Source organism: Streptomyces sp. NPDC028419 (assembly GCF_055565515.1).
The window spans coordinates 1-15,815 of record NZ_JBVHUE010000005.1; the positions used below are offsets into that span (position 1 = coordinate 1).

Below are 15,815 nucleotides of genomic sequence, written 5' to 3' on the forward strand. Positions count from 1 at the left end.
GGGGGGTCTGTGCCCCCCCCCCTCCCCCCCCCCCTCCCCCCCCCCCCTCCCCCCACCCCCCCCCCCCCCCCCCCCCCCCCCCCCCCCCCCGGGACTTCGTACCGTCAGACCACCAGGCTGAGCCCGACGGCCGCCGCGAAGCCGGTCACCGACAGGATCGTCTCCAGCACGGTCCAGGACCTCAGGGTGTCCTTCACCGAGGTGTTGAAGTACTTGGAGATGATCCAGAACCCGCCGTCGTTGACGTGCGAGGCGATGATCGAGCCGGCCGCGATCGAGACCGCGATCAGGGCCAGGGCGGGCTGGCTGTAGTCGGCGTCCTTGACCAAGGGGGCGATGATGCCGCCCGTGGTCACGATGGCGACCGTGGCCGAGCCCTGGGCGACGCGCAGGCCGCAGGAGATCACGTACGCCAGGACGATCAGCGGGAGCCCGGCCGTGGACAGCGTCCCGGCCAGTGCCTTGCCGACACCGGTGGCCGAGATGACGGCGCCGAAGAAGGCGCCCGCGCCGACCACCAGCAGGATCATGCCGACCGGGCGCAGCGCCGCCGCGCCGAGTTCCGAGAGCTGATGCTTGGTCATGCCCCGGTCGGTGCCCAGGAGTTTGATGGCGACCAGGCACGCCAGGGTGAGCGCCACGGCCGGGTTCCCGACGAAGGTCAGGAAGGGCAGTACGCCGGCGTCCTTGTCGAGGAAGACCGTCCCGAAGGTGGCCCCGAGGATCAGCACCAGCGGCACGCAGATGACCAGCGCCACCTTGCCCAGCGACACCGGCCCGCGGCCGCCGTCCGCCGCCGCGCCGTCCGCGGCCGCGGAGTCCTCCTGCGGGGCGCTGAACTCCTCCGGCACCTCGATCATGATCCGGTTGCCGATCCACTTCGGCCACAGCACGCCGGCCACGAAGAACGCGGGCAGTCCGCAGGCCAGCCCCATGACGATCAACCAGCCGAGATCGATGCCGAGGAACCCGGCGAGCGCGACCGGCCCCGGGTGCGGCGGCAGGAACGCGTGGGTCATCGACAGGCCCGCCAGCAGCGGAAGGGCGTACAGCAGCATCGACTTGCCGCTGCGCTTGGCCACCACGTAGACGAGCGGCGCGAGGACGAAGATGCCGATGTCGAAGAAGACCGGGATGCCGAAGATCAGGCCGGTCAGGCCCATCGCCAGACCCGCGCGCTTCTCACCGAAGGCGCGCAGCAGCCGTTGGGTGAGGACCTCGGCGCCGCCGGAAGCCTCCAGGAGCGAGCCGAGCAGGGAGCCCAGGCCGACGATCAGGGCGATGTGGCCCAGGATCCCGCCGAAGCCGCCTTCGATCAGCGACTCCTTGCTGCTGAGCGCCGACCCGACGATGGCGTGGACGGGCAGGCCGGCCGCGAGCGCCAACAACAGCCCGGTGACCACGAGGGAGATGAAGGGTTCGAGCTTGAACTTGATGATCAGCAGGAGGAGGAAGGCGATGGATATCGCGGACAGGACCAGGAGCCCGGCCGTCTCGTGCTGGAGCCAGTGGATCACGCCCGGACCCCCGCCCCGGCCAGGGCCCCCGTGAACGCGGCGGCGCGCCGCGTGATGTCCGCCCAGTCCCCGGCCTCGACCGCCGCGGGGGGCACGACGTCGGTGCCCGCGCAGACGCCGAGCGCCCCGTTCGCGAGGAACGCGCCCGCGTTGGTGGCGTTGACGCCGCCCGACGCGACCAGCGGCACGCCCGGGTAGGGGCCGTGCAGGTCCTTGAAGTAGCCGGGCCCGAAGGTCTTCGCGGGGAAGATCTTCACGGCGGCCGCGCCCAGGTCCAGCGCGTCGGCCACCTCGGTGGGCGTCAGCGCGCCCATCACCACCGGCACGCCCGCCTCGGCCGCGACGGCCGCGACCAGCGGCCGCAGCCCCGGGGTGACGAGGAAGGAGGCACCGGCCGCCATGGCTTCGCGCGCCTGGTCCGCGGTGAGTACGGTGCCGACTCCGACCCGGTGGCCCGCGGCGGCGGCCCGCGCGATGTGGGCGCCCACCCCCGGGGTGGTGAAGGTGAGTTCGACCGTGCGGATCCCCCCGGCCGCCAGCGCCTCGCACAGCGCGGCGGCGTCGGGTATGCGGGGTGCCCGGACGACGGCGATCACCGGGTCCGCGGTGAGCGTGGCCACCAGGGCCGCGCGGGCGGCGGCGGGAGGAGCGGACGTGGAGCCGGTCGCGGGGGATGTCATTGGGCTGCCTCTGTTCCTCGGGGGGTGCGGCGCAGTGCCCGGCCGGGCAGCGCACCGGTGGCGGCGCCGTCGTGGACGACCGCCGTGCCGTTGACGTAGACGTAGGGGATGCCGGCGGCGGGCCGCCGGGGGTGTTCGAAGGTCGCGGTGTCCTGGACGGCGTCCGGGTCCAGGAGGACCAGGTCGGCGTGGTGGCCGGGACGTACGAGGCCGCGCCGGACCAGGCCCAGGCGGCGGGCCGGGCGGCCGGTCATCCGGGTGATGGTCTGCTCCAGGCTGAGCACGCCCAGCTCGCGGCTGTAGCGGGCGAGGTAGCGGGGGAAGGTGCCCCACGCCCGGGGGTGCGGGCGGGCCCCGGTCAGCAGGCCGTCGCTGCCGACGGTGTGCGCGGGGTGGCGCATGATGGCCCGCACGTTCTCCTCGTGGCCCACGTGTTGGAGGATCGTGGTGGCCAGGGCGTCCTCGCGCAGCAGGTCGAAGAAGACCTCGGTGCCGGTGCGGCCCCGCTCCGCGGCGATCTCGGCCACGGTCCGGCCCACCAGGGGTGCGAGACGCCGCTGTTGCACCCCGGAGATCTGGATCGTGGCCCAATCGGTGACCACGCCGTGGCAGCCGTCGCTCCCGCGCTCCTCCACGTCCCCCCGGATCCGCTCGCGGTCGTCGGGGGAGTCGAGCCGGGCCAAGGTGGCGTCCGGTCCGCCCTCGGCGGCCCAACTGGGCAGCAGGGCGGAGAGCGTGGTGGAGCCGGGGAGGTAGGGATAGCTGTCGAGGGTCAGGTCCACGCCCTCGGCGAGCGCCGCGTCGACCAGGGCGAGCAGTTCGCCCGCCCGGCCCTCGTTCACGCCGAAGTTCATCGTGGCGTGGGTGAGGTGCAGCGCGCAGCCGGACCGGCGGGCGATCTCCACCATCTCGGCGTAGCCCTCCAAGGCCCCGGATCCGTAGGAGCGTTGGTGCGGCGCGTGGTAGCCGCCGTACGAGGCCACCACCTCGCAGAGCGCGACCAGCTCGGCGGTGTCGGCGTACATGCCGGGGGTGTAGGTGAGGCCGCTCGACATGCCGACCGCGCCCTCGCGCATTCCCTGGGCGAGGATCTCGCGCATCCGGTCGAGCTCGACCTGGCTGGGCGGGCGGTTGTCCCAACCCATCGCGAGCATCCGTACGGAGCCGTGCGGCACCAGGTAGCAGGCGTTGACCCCGGCGCCCCGGTCGATCCGGTCGAGGTACTCGCCGACGGTGCGCCAGTCCCACGCGAAGTCCGATCCGTCGTCGGGGTTCCCGTTCCAGCCGGCGATCTGGCGACGCAGCGCCGGCAGTGTGGTGTCGTCGACGGGCGCGTAGGACAGCCCGTCCTGTCCCAGGACCTCGCAGGTGATGCCCTGGGTGACCCGGGAGGGGTGCTCGGGTTCGAGCAGCAGTCGCAGGTCGGAGTGGGCGTGCATGTCGATGAAGCCGGGAGCCAGGACGAGTCCGTCGGCGTCGACGACCTCGCGCGCGCTCCGGCGCCCCGACCCCGCACCGGGGGCGCTCACTTCCTCGATGGTCCCGTCCGTGACCGTGACGTCGGCCAGGAAGCGTTCGGCGCCGCTGCCGTCGACGACGGTGGCGCCCCGGAAGAGCAGGTCGGCCATCAGAAGAACGTCCTGACGAACTCCACCACGCGCGGATGTTCCGCGTGGGCGTCGTCGAGCACGGGGATCAGGGACCACTTGTCGAAGGCGGTGCAGGGGTGTGAGAGCCCCAGCCGCAGGACCGCGCCCACCGGGGCCGGGTCCCCGGCGTCGCGCAGGAAGGCGTGCTGGTCGTTGAGGGCCGTGATCCGGCCGGAGCCGAGGGGGCCGACGCCGCGCACCGCCTGCGGTTCGGGCAGCCCCTCGTCGAAGGGGAAGTCGCGCTTGCCGCCGTCGAGCAGGGCGAGCTGCGGCTCGGGCCGGGAGACGACCCGGCTCCAGCCGTGCATCGCGGAGCGCAGCGGCGTTTCGTCGACGTCGCGCGAGAGGGGGGAGATGGTCCGGTAGAAACCGTCGTCGTGGGCGAGGTAGGCGCCGGCGCGGACGATCACCACGGTGCCCGGCACCTGCTCGGCGAGCGGTACGAGTTCCTCGGCGACGGTGTCGAAGTAGGCGCTGCCGCCCGCGGTGACCACCGGCGCGGAGGTCTCGTACGCCTCGGCCAGCCGCCGGTGCAGCGCGGCGAGCGCGCGCAGGTAGCCGCGTACGACGGCCAGCCCGCCCTCGGTGGCCTCGTGGGCCAGCGCCCCCTCGTACCCGGCGGTGCCCGCCAGGCGCAGGGTCGGGGCCGCCACCACGGCGGCGGCGATCCGCTCGGCCGTGTCCAGGTCGCGGGCCCCGGTCCGGCCGCCCGCGGCGCCGAGTTCGACGAGGACCTCCACCGGGCGGCGGGCCCCCGCGGCCCGCAGGGCCTCGTCCATCAGCTCCACGGAGGCGACGGAATCGACCCACGAGGTGAAGGCGAACTCGGCGTCGCGGTCGAGCTCGCCCGCGAGCCAGGTCAGTCCGGCCGGGTCCAGGAGGGTGTTGGCCAGCATCAACCGCGAGACGCCGAAGGCGCGGGCCACCCGCAGCTGCGGCAGGTTGGCGAGGGTGATTCCGTGGCACCCGGCGTCGAGCTGGGTGCGCCACAGGGCGGGGGCCATCGTGGTCTTGCCGTGCGGGGCGAGGACCACCCCGGCGCGGCGGCACCAATCGGCCATGGTGCGCGTGTTGTGCGCGAGGGCGCCGGCATCGAGGGTCAGCAGCGGTGTGCCGAGGTCGTGGAGGGCGGGGCCGGTCGCGAGGTACTGGCCGACCGTCAGGCCCCGCGCCGCAGCGGGCAGTGCCTTGAAGCGCCAGTCGAGCGGCTCGTCCGCCAGCGCGGACAAGGCGGCGTGGTCGATCCCGGGGCCGTCGGTATGGCGTGCGTAGCTCTGGTGATCCACGGTGATCCTCCGGTGCGACTGGTGCGGGTATTTCAGGTGTTGCCGGTGTTGCCGGTATTGCGGGTGCGGGCCGGTAGCGGCTCCGGGCACGGAATCCTCAGCGAGCGTTGCAACATGTGCAACGCTCGTTGCGTATGTTGCTGTTATGGTTCTAGCATTCCGTCGGAACGGATGGCAACGTCCAAAAGGCCCCCGGGTGCCGGGAGGCGGAAGCGACGGGCACACCCCGAGCAGCAGACACGCGAACCAGGGAGCAGCGACCGATGAACCGGCAGGACACCGCACCCGCACCCCGTACGGCCGAACCGGTGCAGGCCGTCTGCCTGGGGGAGTCGATGGCTGTCCTGCTGGCCGACGGCCCCGGCCCGCTCGACACCGTCGGCGCCTTCCGGCCGTCCGTGGGCGGCGCCGAGTCCAACGTGGCCTGCGCGCTGGCCTCCCTCGGCATACCGAGCGCCTGGATCAGCCGCGTCGGCGACGACGGCTTCGGCCGCCGGCTCACCGCCGAGGTCGCCGCCCGCGGCGTGGACACCAGCGCCGTCGCGGTCGACCCGCACCGCCCGACCGGCCTCTACCTCAAGGAGACCGGCGGCTCCGGACACCGCGGCGACCTGGGCGCGGGCAGCAGCCGCCTGCACTACTACCGCACCGGCTCGGCGGCCTCCGCCCTCGGCCCGGAGCTGCTCACGGACCCCGCCGCCGCGCGGTTGCTGAAGGCGGCCCGGCTGTTGCACCTCAGCGGCATCACGGCCGCGCTCTCCGACAGTTGCCTCGACCTGGTACGGGCCCTCCTGGCCCCCGAACACCGGCGTCCCGGCACCCTCGTCAGCTTCGACCTCAACTGGCGCCCCGCCCTGTGGCACGGCCGCGACCCCGGGGTCCTGCGCGCCCTGCTGGACGCGGCCGACCTCGTGCTCCTCGGCGCGGACGAGGCGGAGGCCGCCTTCGGCACCGGCGACCCGCAGGCGCTGCGGGCCCTGTTCCCCTCGCCCGCCACCCTCGTCGTCAAGGATTCCGGGAACGCCGTCACCGCCCTGACCCGGGACGGCCTGACCGTCACCGAACCGGCACTGACCGTGGAGGTGGTGGAGGCCACCGGGGCGGGCGACGCCTTCGCCGCCGGGTACCTCGCCGGTACGCTGCGCGGCCTCGACCAGCGCAGCCGGTTGCGGCTCGGCCACCTCAGCGCGGCCGCCGCGCTCACCGCGCACGAGGACCACGGAGTACCGGCCCCGGCGCCGGTCCTGAACGACCTCCTCGGCGCGTCGCCGCAGCGGTGGGCCGCGACCTCGGTCACGGCGGGTGGCATCGTGTCACCCCTGTCGACCACTCCATAGACCCGACCCGGAGCGCCACCACCCATGAGCCAGACCGTCACCCGTGCCCTGCGCCTCCTCACCGAGCTGGGCGAGGGCGAGCGCTCCCTCGAACAGCTCGCCCAGGTCCTCGACGTGCACAAGACCACCGCGCTGCGACTGCTCCAGAGCCTGGAGGAGGCGCGGTTCGTGTACCGGGACGCGGGCTACCGCTACCACCTGGGCGCGGGCCTGTTCGCCCTGTCCAGCCTGGCCCTGGAACAGCACGGCATCCGCCGCACGGCCGCCCCGCACCTGGCCCGGCTCAACGCGGACACCGGGCAGACCGTGCACCTGGCCGCGTACGAGGGCGGCGAGGTGGTCTACATCGACAAGTACGACTCCCGGCACCCCGTGCGCATGTACTCCCGGATCGGGCTGCGCGCGGCCCTGCACAACACGGCCGTCGCCAAGGTGCTCCTCGCCGACCTCCCGGAGGCCGAACGGCGCCGCGTGGTCGAGGGCGTCGAGTTCACCGTCCACACCCCGAACACGATCACCACCCCCGAGGCGCTCCTGGAGGAGCTCGACAAGGTCGCCGCCCAGGGGTGGGCCGAGGACCACGCCGAGCACGAGTCGTTCATCAACTGCATCGCCGCCCCGATCCGTGACGCCTCCGGGCGCGCCGTCGCGGCGGCCTCCATCTCGGTACCGGACGTGGTGCTGCCGTACGAACAGGTCCTGGGGCTGCTCCCCGAGCTCCTGGCGGCCACGCGTGCCATCTCGGCCGACGCGGGCTCCCCGCCCCCGGCCGACTCCTGACCCCACCCATCACCCGACCGTCACAAGGAGACCCCATGAGCAACGACACCACCAACGACACCACCAACGGCACCGCCGAGAAGACCGAAGTCCGCACCGACGGCGCCCCCGCCCCCGCCTGGATGTTCTCCCAGGGCGTGCGCAAGGGCCCCATCCTCCAGGTGTCCGGCCAGGGCCCGCAGGACCCCGCGACCGGCGAGTACCTCTACCACGGGGACGTGAAGGCCCAGACCCGGCGCACCCTGGAGAACGTCAAGGCCATCGTCGAGGCGGGCGGCGCGACCATCGAGGACGTCGTCATGTTCCGCGTCTACCTCACCAAGCGGGCCGATTTCCCGCTCATGAACGAGGTCTACGCGGCGTTCATCGACGAGAACATCAAGCCGGGCGGCGTCAAGCCCTGCCGGACGACCATCTTCGTGGAACTCCCGCAGGAGCCGATGCTGGTCGAGATCGACGCCCAGGCCGTCATCGGCTGAACACCCGCCCCGCCGCCCAGAAGCCGCCGCCGCGGTGGTCCACGTAGGCATGCCCGTAGGCTCAGTAGATCAGTTGCAGGGGCTTCAGGAGAGGGCGACCATGGGCGAAGGCGTGTCCGCGGGGAACGACGGGCCCATGTGGGAGCCCGTCGTGGTCCCCGGACCGGAACCGGATTGGCGGCCTGCGCCGCAATACCAAGGGGGCAACCCGAATCCCGCGCTGCAGTACGGCATGTGGGAGTCGATGGTCCTGGCGTACCGGCCGATCGGCGTGCTTCCGCCGCCGTTCGCGGCCTACGTGGAGCGGCTCGTGCTGACGGTGGAACAGAGCTGGGAGGACCTGGGCCAGGTGGACGTCGCCACCTTCCGCCTCGCTGGACACTTCCTCGCCCTGAGCCAGTTCACCGACGGGGGCGATGGGGTCACCGTATGGCTAGACCGCCGAGCACGTGACGGCGAAGGCGCACTCGCCGCGCTCGTGGAGGTCCTCGGCGTTCCGGGCGAGTGCGTGCGGGACGTCACCTGGTCCCCGCACCCCGCGACCCGGTACGAGCCGCCCGCACCGACCCCGGCCTCCTCGCCCCCGAGGCGCACCGGCCGGGGCGGGCGGCTCGCCGCGCTGGTGCCGGCGTGGGTGCCGGGCCGCCGCGAGAGGTGAGGCGCGGCCCCGCTGCGCCGCTCGTGCCTGACCCGGGTCGCGTGTGTCCGTAGCCTTACCAACTCCTGTGCGGGGTCCTACCTTTGAGCCATGGAAACTCGGCATCCCGGCCCGCTGGCGGGAGTGGTGTCACCCGTGACGGCCGGATGGCGGCTGTTGTTCGTGCCCCGCCGGGCCCGCGAGCTGGCCATCGCGCTCGGCGCGAGCATCACGGTCCCGTCGGTGGTCGCGGCCCCGCTTCTGCTGGGCGCCTCGGTGGCCGCCGTGCTCTCGGGGAGCTCACTCGCCTGGGGCGGTTTCTGGGTCCTACTGGCGCTCACGGCCGCTGCGGTGATCCTGCTCGCCGTGGCCATGTTGGCCGTGACGGTCTCCCTGACGGTGCGGTGGGTCGAGCTCCGCCCCCTGGGGGCTCCGGCCCAGGTCGTGATCGCCCGCTTCCTGCGTTCGTCGACCATGGCGATGGACGATCTGCGGCGAGTCGTCGTCGTCGAGCGACTCAGTCTGGGGCAGCGACAGTCGATCAAGGTGGTGTTGCACACCCGCGGCGGGACGGTGGACTGTGAACCGGCGACGACGGCTCCGCTCTCCCGGGCCGACGCGCAGGCGCTGACCGCCTGGTTGACCGAGCAACTCGCGCCGGTCCAGGTGGCGGTGGAGCGTCGGACGGACGTCAGGCGGGACTTCCTGCGTCCGGACGAGTGGTGGAGCGGGTCCTACACCGCCGCGCTGTGGCGGGTACCCGTCGGCGAGGTCGACGCCATGGCCGCCCGGCGCGGCGTCGAAGGCCATCGGTACACCCCCCGGGCACACGCGATGTACAGCCCCGGGACTTCGGTCACCGTCTACGACCCGGGCCGGGCCTACGAGGTCGCCGAAGAACTCCGCGCGGAACGAGCCGCCGCCCAGGCCGACAGCACGGCACCTCCCGGCCCGGCCGAGGACGAGACGAAGGATTCCCACTGACCCGCTCGGGCCGAGCCGTCGTATTTTTTCGGGGCAGATGCGCAACCGTTGCGCCGTCGGGCATGTCACAGCATGCAGGAGTGACCAACTCCACCGACGAGCAGGGGGAAACATGAGAGTCACCCGTTCCGTCCTTACGACCACCGCGTTCGCCGCCCTGGCCCTGGGGGCCACGACCGCGATGGCGGTGCCCGCCAGCGCCGCGCCCAACACCACGCCGCAGAAGGTCTGCGGAAGTGCCTACAAGACCGTGAACTCGGCCGCCATCGGCTCGCTGGGCACCGTCTACCTGACGTACAACGCCTCGAACGGCAAGAACTGCGTCGCGACGATCCGCAACAACCCCGGTGCGGCCGTGGACATGGCCCTCTGGATCGAAGTCACCGATACCTCGGAGCGGGGCGAGGACTTCGGCCGGTACACGTCGTACGCGGGCCCGGCCTACGTGTACGGCAAGGGCCACTGCGTCGACTGGGGCGGGGGCATCAGCAACGTGCACGTGCAGGTGTACAACTCCAACTGTGGCGCGCGCACGGAGCACCGGGTCACCGAGGTTCGCTGACCCGTCGTCCGGCTCGCCCCGGCAGGCTCGCCGAGTCCTGCCGGGGCGGGGGTGGGGGCGGTCGGGGAGCGCGTTTGGGCCACACCTCCCATAGGGACGTGAACGGAGAATTCCCGCTGTAGCCTCGCCCCGGGGTGGACGGTTGTTCCCAGGGGCGGAGGGGCGGCATGGAGCTCGCGTTATCGGCTACCTCATCATCGGTTACCTCATCGGCCCCGGACGACACCGGCAGCCGGCCGGAGTCAGCCGCCGCGCTCGCGGACCTGCGTCGTTGGCTGCAGCGCCATCCCGAGCTGCGCGACCAGCTCGGCCGTACCCGGTCCGCGGAGCCGGGCGCGGGCGAGATGGGAGCGGTCGGCGAGCTGATCCCCCTCCTGCTCGCCCCGGGCGGCGTGACGGCGGCCCTGGGCGCCGCCCTCATCGCCTGGCTCCAGAACCGGCGCGGCAACCAGACCGTCACCGTCACCCTGCCCGACACCACGCAGATCACGGTGAGTTCCGAGAACGTCCGCGGGCTGAGCGCGCAGGACTCGGGCGCCATCGCCCTGCGGATCGCCGCAGCCCTGAACGACGCAGAAGGGGCGTGTCGTGACCTGTTCCGCTGTGGAGACGGCCGTACCGGACAAGGAGATCTGCAGCGGCGAGGAGGAATCCAAGGCCGGCGAAAACGTGCAGTCGGTGGCCTACAGCCCGGACGGCGCCGCCTTCGCCGCGGGCGACTTCCAGGGGGAAGTGAGGATCTGGCCCGCCCGCCCCGATGCCAGGATGCTGAAGGGCGAGATCGCCAGCCCCGACCCCGGCACCAGCCCCTTCAGCGACGACGGCTCCCTGCTCATCACCCGCGCCTTCCCGACCGGGCGGACCGACGAGACCCACGTGTGGGACGTCCGCCACGCCGACGCTCCGCGCCAGCGCTTCCGGGTCCCCGACTCCTGGGAAGCCCGCTACTTCCTGCCGAAACGCCCCAAGGCCGCCCTCCTCGCCATCGGGAGCCAGAACACGGGACGTGTCGAGGTGTGGGACCTGCAGGACGCGCTCCACCCCGTACGCCGTTCGGAGATGCAGGTACCGCTCCAGCCGAACAAGGGCATCCTCTGGTTTCTGAACGCCACGACCCTGGCCACGCTGAAGGGCGATGACCTTCAACTCTGGGACCTCTCGGACCCGTCCCACCCCAGGGAAGGCGCCGTGATCCCCGAAGCCGGCCTGATGCGCGGTGCGGCGTACTACCGTTCCGAACGCGTCCTGCTGAGCGAGCTCAGCGGCGGCAGCCTGCAGCTGTGGGACCTCTCCGACCTCGCCCACCCGCGCAAGGCCAAGCGGCTCCCCGCCGCGAGCGGCGGCCACTACGGCGCGGGCGGACACCATCTGGTCACCGCGCTGGGCAGCGGGCTCCTCCAGTTCTGGGACATCAGCGACCCCTACCTCCCCCGCGAGTACGAGAGCCCTTCCAGCTGTGGCAAGTGGACGAGGACGGCCGCTGGGGCGCCCAGCCCTTCGCCACGCTCGGTCCGGCGGTACGGGGAACGCAACTCATCCCCGAACAGCCCTATGCGGCAGTGAAGATCGCGGCTTCGGGTCACTTGATGGACGCCTCCACCTACCTGCTGGAGCTCGACCCGGACCAGGTCTGCCGGCGGATGTGCACCAGGCATCCCGGCAGCGTCCCCCAGGACCAGTGGCGCGACCTCTTCCCCCATCTGGAGCCGCGCCCGTCCTGCGCTGCGCCGCCTCACCCGAGGTGAACCGGCCGAGGGGCGTCGCCCCCGGGCTCCGGCACGCCCCACTCCGCCATCTGCTCGCGGAACTTCGGGCACCCGACGATGTCCTCCTCACCGCACAGGAGGGCGTGGCTCAGGAGTTGGTGGGCGTGGTCGAGGTCGACCATGCGCTGCTCGATCTCGACGATCTTGTCGCGGAGCATGGCTCGACGCGCCTCCCGCTCCTCCTGGAACGCGCGGATCTCGACCAGGGTCAACCCCGCCCGCTGACACTTGCGCAGCAGCACGATCCGCTGCGCCGCCTCCGGCGGGTAGCGCCGCTGCCCGCTCCGGCGCTCGGGCTGCGGGAGCAGACCGTGGCGTTCCCAGTACCGGATGGCCGAAGCCGGCACCCCGGTGACCTCGGCGAGCCGGCCGATCGTCATGCGCGGGTCCACCACGTGCCCCACTCCGTTCCACGCCGCTTGACTTGAACCTTAGTTCACGTTGAAGAGTGGGCGGCACGTGGACGGCGTCGCACGAGCGGCCGCCGACATCGGAGCCGAAAGAGGTCGCCATGACGGACGTACAGGGAGTGGAGGAACGGGCCGAGCAGCTCGTCGAAGCCGCCCGGACGCTCTTCGAAGCGGGAGTGATGTCCCACTCCGGGCACGCGAACCTGAGTGCCCGCATCGACGAGGAGCGGTTCCTGCTGACGCCGGGCTTCGTCCGGGGGCTGAGGCCCGAGCAGTTGGCGACGATCGGCCTCGACGGGCGGGTGCTGGAGGGCGAACTGCGCTCCGTGAGCGCCGAGATCATCACCATGCACAGCGCCGTCTACGCGGCCCGCCCGCGCGTGGGGTCGGTGATCCACACGCACTCGCCCGCCGCGACGGCCTTCGCGGTGGCCCACCGGCCGCTGCCCTGCCGTACGGAGCCGATGTTGAGGTTCGGGCAGGCCGAGGAGGTCCCGGTGGTTCCCTGGGGCCCCCGGGGGTCGGACGTGTCGGTGCGCGGCATCGCCGAGGTCCTGGAGCGCCGCCCGACGACGGCCGCGGCCCTGCTGGCCAACCACGGCTTGCTCGTCTTCGGCCCGGATCCGGCGGCCACCGCCCACCTCGTCGTGGCGATCGAGGAGAGCGCCGAGGCGGAGCTCGCCGCGGCCGCGATCGGCGGGGCCGTCGATTTCCCCGAGGGCGCCGTGGAGGCGGTGCGCGCCTCGATCGCACGGGTCTCGTCATGACGGACGACGACGCACCCGCCCCGCGCACCGATGCCGTCCGGGAGCGCTACGTGTCCACGCTCGGGTCCGTACCGAGCGGCGTGGAGGAACGGCTGCGCCTGGCGCGGCAGTTCGACCGGCTCCCCACCGAAGAGGCCCTCGCCGCGCTACGGCACATCGTCCTGACCGAGAACCCGTTGGGGGCGCGGGTCCAGCAACTCGTGCACTTCGGCCAACTGTTGTCCCTGGGCCGGGACCACCCCGCACGCCTGCACGCCCAAGGCGCCCTGCACGCGGGCGCCACCCTCACCGACCTCATCGGTGTCGCCGAAACGGCCCTGATCACCTCGGGCGTACCGGCCTACGCACTGGGCACCCAGATCATCGCCGAGCTCACTCCGCCCTAGGCCCTGTCGTCGGCGCACTTCCCGCCGGGGGTCGTGGTCGTGGTGCGGGAGAGGGAGAGGGAGACGGTCAGGCCGGAGGTGTCGGCGTGGGCGTCGGTCAGGCGGGCGCCTTCGGGGAGGTCGTCGACGTGGACCGTGCGCGGGGCGAGTTCCTCGGTGAAGGAGGACGCGCCGGGGAGGCCCGCCAGTGCGGCGATCGGCATGGTGCGGCCCAGCACCGTCACGGTGGTCGGGGTGACGGTCAGGCTGTCGGCCGCGGCGGTGACACCGGCGTGGACGGTCACGGGCAGGCTCAGGGCCCCGGTCCCGGCGCGCCCGGTCAGGGTCAGGCCGCTGCCGTCGCCGCCGACCGTCATGCCCGGCGCCGCATCGGCCAGCCGCTTCTGCAGGGCGGCGTACGGGACGCTCGCCGTCGCCGTCCCGCCGCTGATCGTCCCGTCGGTGGTGACGTCGTGCAGATCGGCCCGGACGTCCATCTCGGTGTCGGCGTGCTGCACGCCGCGCGCTTCGACGCGTACGGTGCCCAGGTCGCCGGTGAGCGAACGCAGGCCGGCGAGCGGGTCCAGCAGGTCGGCCGTGACCGAGCCCGCGGGCGAGAGCCGGCAGGTGGCCGCCCGCTCGATGCGCTCGCGGGCGACGTGCTCGACGGTGAGGTCCGTGACGGCGCCGGCGGCCGTCAGCGTCAGGCCGACGCCTATGAGCACGGGGACGGGGCGGCGGAGCATGGGGCGGCTGGACTTCACGACGCGGTGGTTCCGATCTGGTGCAGGATGTCGAAGGAGCGGACCAGGAGGTGCGCGGGGGCGGCATCGGTGACGGTGCCCGCCTGCCGGCGGCGGCGCTGGGTGCGCAGGACGGCGCGCAGCGAGGACATGGCCGCCCCCGCGATCACCGCGGCCCGCAGGTCCGCGTCGGGCGCGTCCCGGGGGAGTCGCTGCTCGACGAGGAGGGCGAGCCGGTCCTCGAAGGCGGCGAAGGCCTCGACGAGCCGGGCCGCGATCAGCGACTCCGCCCCCTCGACGGGATGGGTCAGGGCCGTGAGGGTGGAGGCGGCGAACGGCTGCGCCGCGGTGAGCAGCGCGCCGCAGATCGCGCTCAGCGGGTCCTCCCCGTGCGGACGGGTGGCGAGGGCCGCCTCGACGTGCTGGAACAGCAGGTTCATGTCCGGCAGCAGGAGGGCCTCCTTGCTGTCGAAGTAGCGGAAGAAGGTCCGCTCCGAGACGTTCGCGCACGCGGCGATGTCCGCGACCGTGGTCCCCGCGAAACCGCGCGCTGCGAAGAGCGCGGCGGCCCCCTCCCGGAGCCTGGTGCGGGTCAGCTCCTTCTTGCGGCGCCGCAGCCCCGCGTCGGTTCCCGTCGCCGTTGTTCCTGTCTCCGTAGTGCCGCCTGTCCCTGTCCCTGCCCCGGCGGAGGGTTCGATGCGCATGGCAGGAGCCTAGCAATCACGTCACCCCTGTCAATTGTCAGTCCTGACACTTTCCCTCCATGGTCGTCCGTGCCATTGGCGTCAGTCCTGCCATTTTTTGGAGGTGTCGTGTGTCCTCCGCACGCAGGCGAGGCCCGGTCCCGCTCCGGGCCGATCCGGACCGCCTCGGCCGCCTCGCCCTCGGCCCGGCCGTCAGCGTGGTGCTGGACGCGACCGTGGTACGGCTCGTGCTGGTGCCGTCCGCCATGTTCCTGATGGGCGGGGGAACTGGTGGCTGCCCCGCCGGCTCGACCGGATCCTGCCGCGGATCCACTGCTGAGCGACGCGTCTCACTCGGGGGCGGGCGCGGTCCGTTCGAAGGTCCGGAGCAGGTCCGCCGCGACGCTGACCGCGATCGTGGCGGGCTCCTTGCCGGTGATGCCGGCCGTTCCGATCGGGCTCTTGATCAGATCGATGGTGGCGGCGTCGTGGCCGCCCTCCGTGGACAGCCGGTGTCGGAACCGCGCCCACTTCGCGGCCGAGCCGATCAGGCCGATCGAGCCGAGACCGGGCGTGCGCAGGGCCGCGTCGCAGAGAGCGGCGTCCTCGGCGTGGTCGTGCGTCATGATCAGGACGTGCGTGCCGGGCGGCAGCTCGGCGAGCACCTCCTCCGGGAGCAGCGGCGCGTGGTGGACGCTGACCTGGGCCACCGCGTCCGCGAGCACGCCGAGCCGTCCCTCGGCGAGCACGTCGGGGCGGGAGTCGACCAGGTGCAGATCGAGGCTGTGCCGGGCCAGGATCCGCGCCAACTCCAGTCCCACGTGCCCCACGCCGAAGATCGCCACGGCCTGGACCACCGGCAGCGGTTCGAGCAGGACGCTCACCGCTCCGCCGCAGCACTGCACACCGTGCCGGCCGGTGACCTTGTCGTTGAGGGCGAACTCGATCAGCTCGGAGTCCGCTTCGGGCACCCCGATCAGCTCGCGGGCCCGGTCGATCGCGACGGCCTCGATGTTGCCGCCGCCGATCGACCCCCAGGTCTCGCTCCCGCCGACGACGAGCTTGGCGCCGGCCCCGCGCGGGGCGTGGCCGCGCACGGTCGCGACGGTCACCAGTACGCCGGGCTCCCGGCGGGCCCGCAACCCCACGACCGCGGCGACCCAGGACATG

General features: G+C 72.8%; 18 protein-coding genes and 1 pseudogene. 11 read left to right on the forward strand and 8 right to left on the reverse strand.

From position 1 onward, the window contains the following. Positions 1-104 precede the first annotated feature (104 nt). Genes ACZ4UB_RS07790 through ACZ4UB_RS07805 form a run of 4 tightly spaced genes read right to left on the reverse strand, consistent with a single transcriptional unit; the run spans position 105 to position 5,132 of the window. Entirely contained in the window at positions 105-1,517 is a 1,413-nt protein-coding gene (locus ACZ4UB_RS07790) for a GntP family permease (RefSeq protein ID WP_468068955.1), read from the reverse strand. After that, positions 1,514-2,197 (reverse strand): bifunctional 4-hydroxy-2-oxoglutarate aldolase/2-dehydro-3-deoxy-phosphogluconate aldolase, encoded by a 684-nt coding sequence (locus ACZ4UB_RS07795; RefSeq protein ID WP_468068956.1) that lies wholly within the window; start codon positions 2,195-2,197, stop codon positions 1,514-1,516. Before ACZ4UB_RS07795 ends, ACZ4UB_RS07790 begins: the two co-directional genes overlap by 4 nt. Further along, the gene (locus ACZ4UB_RS07800) at positions 2,194-3,825 is read right to left on the reverse strand and encodes an N-acyl-D-amino-acid deacylase family protein (protein WP_468068958.1); all 1,632 of its coding nucleotides are present in this window, start codon (positions 3,823-3,825) and stop codon (positions 2,194-2,196) included. The genes ACZ4UB_RS07795 and ACZ4UB_RS07800 overlap by 4 nt, the downstream gene beginning before the upstream one ends. Beyond that, entirely contained in the window at positions 3,825-5,132 is a 1,308-nt protein-coding gene (locus ACZ4UB_RS07805; RefSeq protein WP_468068959.1) for a type III PLP-dependent enzyme domain-containing protein, read from the reverse strand. Before ACZ4UB_RS07805 ends, ACZ4UB_RS07800 begins: the two co-directional genes overlap by 1 nt. 263 nt (positions 5,133-5,395) lie before the next feature. On the opposite strand from ACZ4UB_RS07805, the gene ACZ4UB_RS07810 reads away from it, so the two are divergent. The 9 genes and pseudogenes from ACZ4UB_RS07810 to ACZ4UB_RS07850 all read left to right on the forward strand — a co-directional run bounded on the left by ACZ4UB_RS07810 (position 5,396) and on the right by ACZ4UB_RS07850 (position 11,656). Next, positions 5,396-6,469 (forward strand): sugar kinase, encoded by a 1,074-nt coding sequence (locus ACZ4UB_RS07810; RefSeq protein ID WP_468068960.1) that lies wholly within the window; start codon positions 5,396-5,398, stop codon positions 6,467-6,469. A 24-nt stretch (positions 6,470-6,493) separates the two neighbouring features. Next, positions 6,494-7,249, forward strand: coding sequence for an IclR family transcriptional regulator (locus tag ACZ4UB_RS07815; RefSeq protein WP_468068961.1), 756 nt, complete (start codon positions 6,494-6,496; stop codon positions 7,247-7,249). A gap of 35 nt (positions 7,250-7,284) precedes the next feature. Further along, positions 7,285-7,728, forward strand: a complete 444-nt coding sequence (locus ACZ4UB_RS07820) for a RidA family protein (RefSeq protein WP_468068963.1) — start codon at positions 7,285-7,287, stop codon at positions 7,726-7,728. A 100-nt stretch (positions 7,729-7,828) separates the two neighbouring features. Further along, entirely contained in the window at positions 7,829-8,386 is a 558-nt protein-coding gene (locus ACZ4UB_RS07825) for a hypothetical protein (RefSeq protein WP_468068965.1), read from the forward strand. A gap of 90 nt (positions 8,387-8,476) precedes the next feature. Beyond that, positions 8,477-9,349 carry a hypothetical protein gene (locus tag ACZ4UB_RS07830; protein WP_468068966.1) on the forward strand — a complete coding sequence of 291 codons (873 nt, stop codon included), beginning with the start codon at positions 8,477-8,479 and terminating at the stop codon, positions 9,347-9,349. A 112-nt stretch (positions 9,350-9,461) separates the two neighbouring features. Next, the gene (locus ACZ4UB_RS07835; RefSeq protein ID WP_468068967.1) at positions 9,462-9,911 is read left to right on the forward strand and encodes a spore-associated protein; all 450 of its coding nucleotides are present in this window, start codon (positions 9,462-9,464) and stop codon (positions 9,909-9,911) included. A 167-nt stretch (positions 9,912-10,078) separates the two neighbouring features. Further along, a pseudogene (locus tag ACZ4UB_RS07840) lies at positions 10,079-10,447 on the forward strand (effector-associated constant component EACC1); the annotation flags it as partial. A gap of 52 nt (positions 10,448-10,499) precedes the next feature. After that, positions 10,500-11,474: a WD40 repeat domain-containing protein gene (locus ACZ4UB_RS07845; RefSeq protein ID WP_468069258.1), complete on the forward strand. Its 975-nt coding sequence runs from the start codon at positions 10,500-10,502 to the stop codon at positions 11,472-11,474. Positions 11,475-11,497: 23 nt separating this feature from the next. Further along, positions 11,498-11,656 (forward strand): hypothetical protein, encoded by a 159-nt coding sequence (locus ACZ4UB_RS07850; protein WP_468068968.1) that lies wholly within the window; start codon positions 11,498-11,500, stop codon positions 11,654-11,656. Here ACZ4UB_RS07850 and ACZ4UB_RS07855 read toward each other — a convergent pair. After that, positions 11,644-12,072, reverse strand: coding sequence for a MerR family transcriptional regulator (locus ACZ4UB_RS07855; RefSeq protein ID WP_468068970.1), 429 nt, complete (start codon positions 12,070-12,072; stop codon positions 11,644-11,646). The genes ACZ4UB_RS07850 and ACZ4UB_RS07855 overlap by 13 nt on opposite strands. 116 nt (positions 12,073-12,188) lie before the next feature. Here ACZ4UB_RS07855 and ACZ4UB_RS07860 point away from each other — a divergent pair, with 116 nt between their 5' ends. Further along, the gene (locus ACZ4UB_RS07860; protein ID WP_468068971.1) at positions 12,189-12,854 is read left to right on the forward strand and encodes a class II aldolase/adducin family protein; all 666 of its coding nucleotides are present in this window, start codon (positions 12,189-12,191) and stop codon (positions 12,852-12,854) included. Further along, positions 12,851-13,240, forward strand: a complete 390-nt coding sequence (locus tag ACZ4UB_RS07865; protein WP_468068973.1) for a carboxymuconolactone decarboxylase family protein — start codon at positions 12,851-12,853, stop codon at positions 13,238-13,240. Before ACZ4UB_RS07860 ends, ACZ4UB_RS07865 begins: the two co-directional genes overlap by 4 nt. On the opposite strand, the gene ACZ4UB_RS07870 is transcribed toward ACZ4UB_RS07865, so the two are convergent. The 3 genes from ACZ4UB_RS07870 to xdhC all read right to left on the reverse strand — a co-directional run bounded on the left by ACZ4UB_RS07870 (position 13,237) and on the right by xdhC (position 15,814). Continuing rightward, positions 13,237-13,983 carry an LmeA family phospholipid-binding protein gene (locus tag ACZ4UB_RS07870; RefSeq protein WP_468068975.1) on the reverse strand — a complete coding sequence of 249 codons (747 nt, stop codon included), beginning with the start codon at positions 13,981-13,983 and terminating at the stop codon, positions 13,237-13,239. The two genes, ACZ4UB_RS07865 and ACZ4UB_RS07870, sit on opposite strands and share 4 nt — an antisense overlap. Next, positions 13,980-14,666 (reverse strand): TetR/AcrR family transcriptional regulator, encoded by a 687-nt coding sequence (locus tag ACZ4UB_RS07875; RefSeq protein ID WP_468068976.1) that lies wholly within the window; start codon positions 14,664-14,666, stop codon positions 13,980-13,982. The genes ACZ4UB_RS07870 and ACZ4UB_RS07875 overlap by 4 nt, the downstream gene beginning before the upstream one ends. A 329-nt stretch (positions 14,667-14,995) precedes the next feature. Beyond that, a complete protein-coding gene (gene xdhC, locus ACZ4UB_RS07880; protein ID WP_468069244.1) occupies positions 14,996-15,814 on the reverse strand; it encodes a xanthine dehydrogenase accessory protein XdhC in 819 nt (272 codons plus the stop codon). Position 15,815 lies beyond the last annotated feature (1 nt).

What these genes read in the sequence shown, in the direction of transcription:
- ACZ4UB_RS07795 (WP_468068956.1), bottom strand. Translation starts at nt 2,197, where the DNA reads ATGACATCCCCCGCGACCGGCTCCACGTCCGCTCCTCCCGCCGCCGCC.
- ACZ4UB_RS07800 (WP_468068958.1), bottom strand. Translation starts at nt 3,825, where the DNA reads ATGGCCGACCTGCTCTTCCGGGGCGCCACCGTCGTCGACGGCAGCGGC.
- ACZ4UB_RS07810 (WP_468068960.1), top strand. Translation starts at nt 5,396, where the DNA reads ATGAACCGGCAGGACACCGCACCCGCACCCCGTACGGCCGAACCGGTG.
- ACZ4UB_RS07815 (WP_468068961.1), top strand. Translation starts at nt 6,494, where the DNA reads ATGAGCCAGACCGTCACCCGTGCCCTGCGCCTCCTCACCGAGCTGGGC.
- ACZ4UB_RS07820 (WP_468068963.1), top strand. Translation starts at nt 7,285, where the DNA reads ATGAGCAACGACACCACCAACGACACCACCAACGGCACCGCCGAGAAG.
- ACZ4UB_RS07825 (WP_468068965.1), top strand. Translation starts at nt 7,829, where the DNA reads ATGGGCGAAGGCGTGTCCGCGGGGAACGACGGGCCCATGTGGGAGCCC.
- ACZ4UB_RS07830 (WP_468068966.1), top strand. Translation starts at nt 8,477, where the DNA reads ATGGAAACTCGGCATCCCGGCCCGCTGGCGGGAGTGGTGTCACCCGTG.
- ACZ4UB_RS07835 (WP_468068967.1), top strand. Translation starts at nt 9,462, where the DNA reads ATGAGAGTCACCCGTTCCGTCCTTACGACCACCGCGTTCGCCGCCCTG.
- ACZ4UB_RS07850 (WP_468068968.1), top strand. Translation starts at nt 11,498, where the DNA reads ATGGACGCCTCCACCTACCTGCTGGAGCTCGACCCGGACCAGGTCTGC.
- ACZ4UB_RS07860 (WP_468068971.1), top strand. Translation starts at nt 12,189, where the DNA reads ATGACGGACGTACAGGGAGTGGAGGAACGGGCCGAGCAGCTCGTCGAA.
- ACZ4UB_RS07865 (WP_468068973.1), top strand. Translation starts at nt 12,851, where the DNA reads ATGACGGACGACGACGCACCCGCCCCGCGCACCGATGCCGTCCGGGAG.
- ACZ4UB_RS07875 (WP_468068976.1), bottom strand. Translation starts at nt 14,666, where the DNA reads ATGCGCATCGAACCCTCCGCCGGGGCAGGGACAGGGACAGGCGGCACT.
- xdhC (WP_468069244.1), bottom strand. Translation starts at nt 15,814, where the DNA reads ATGTCCTGGGTCGCCGCGGTCGTGGGGTTGCGGGCCCGCCGGGAGCCC.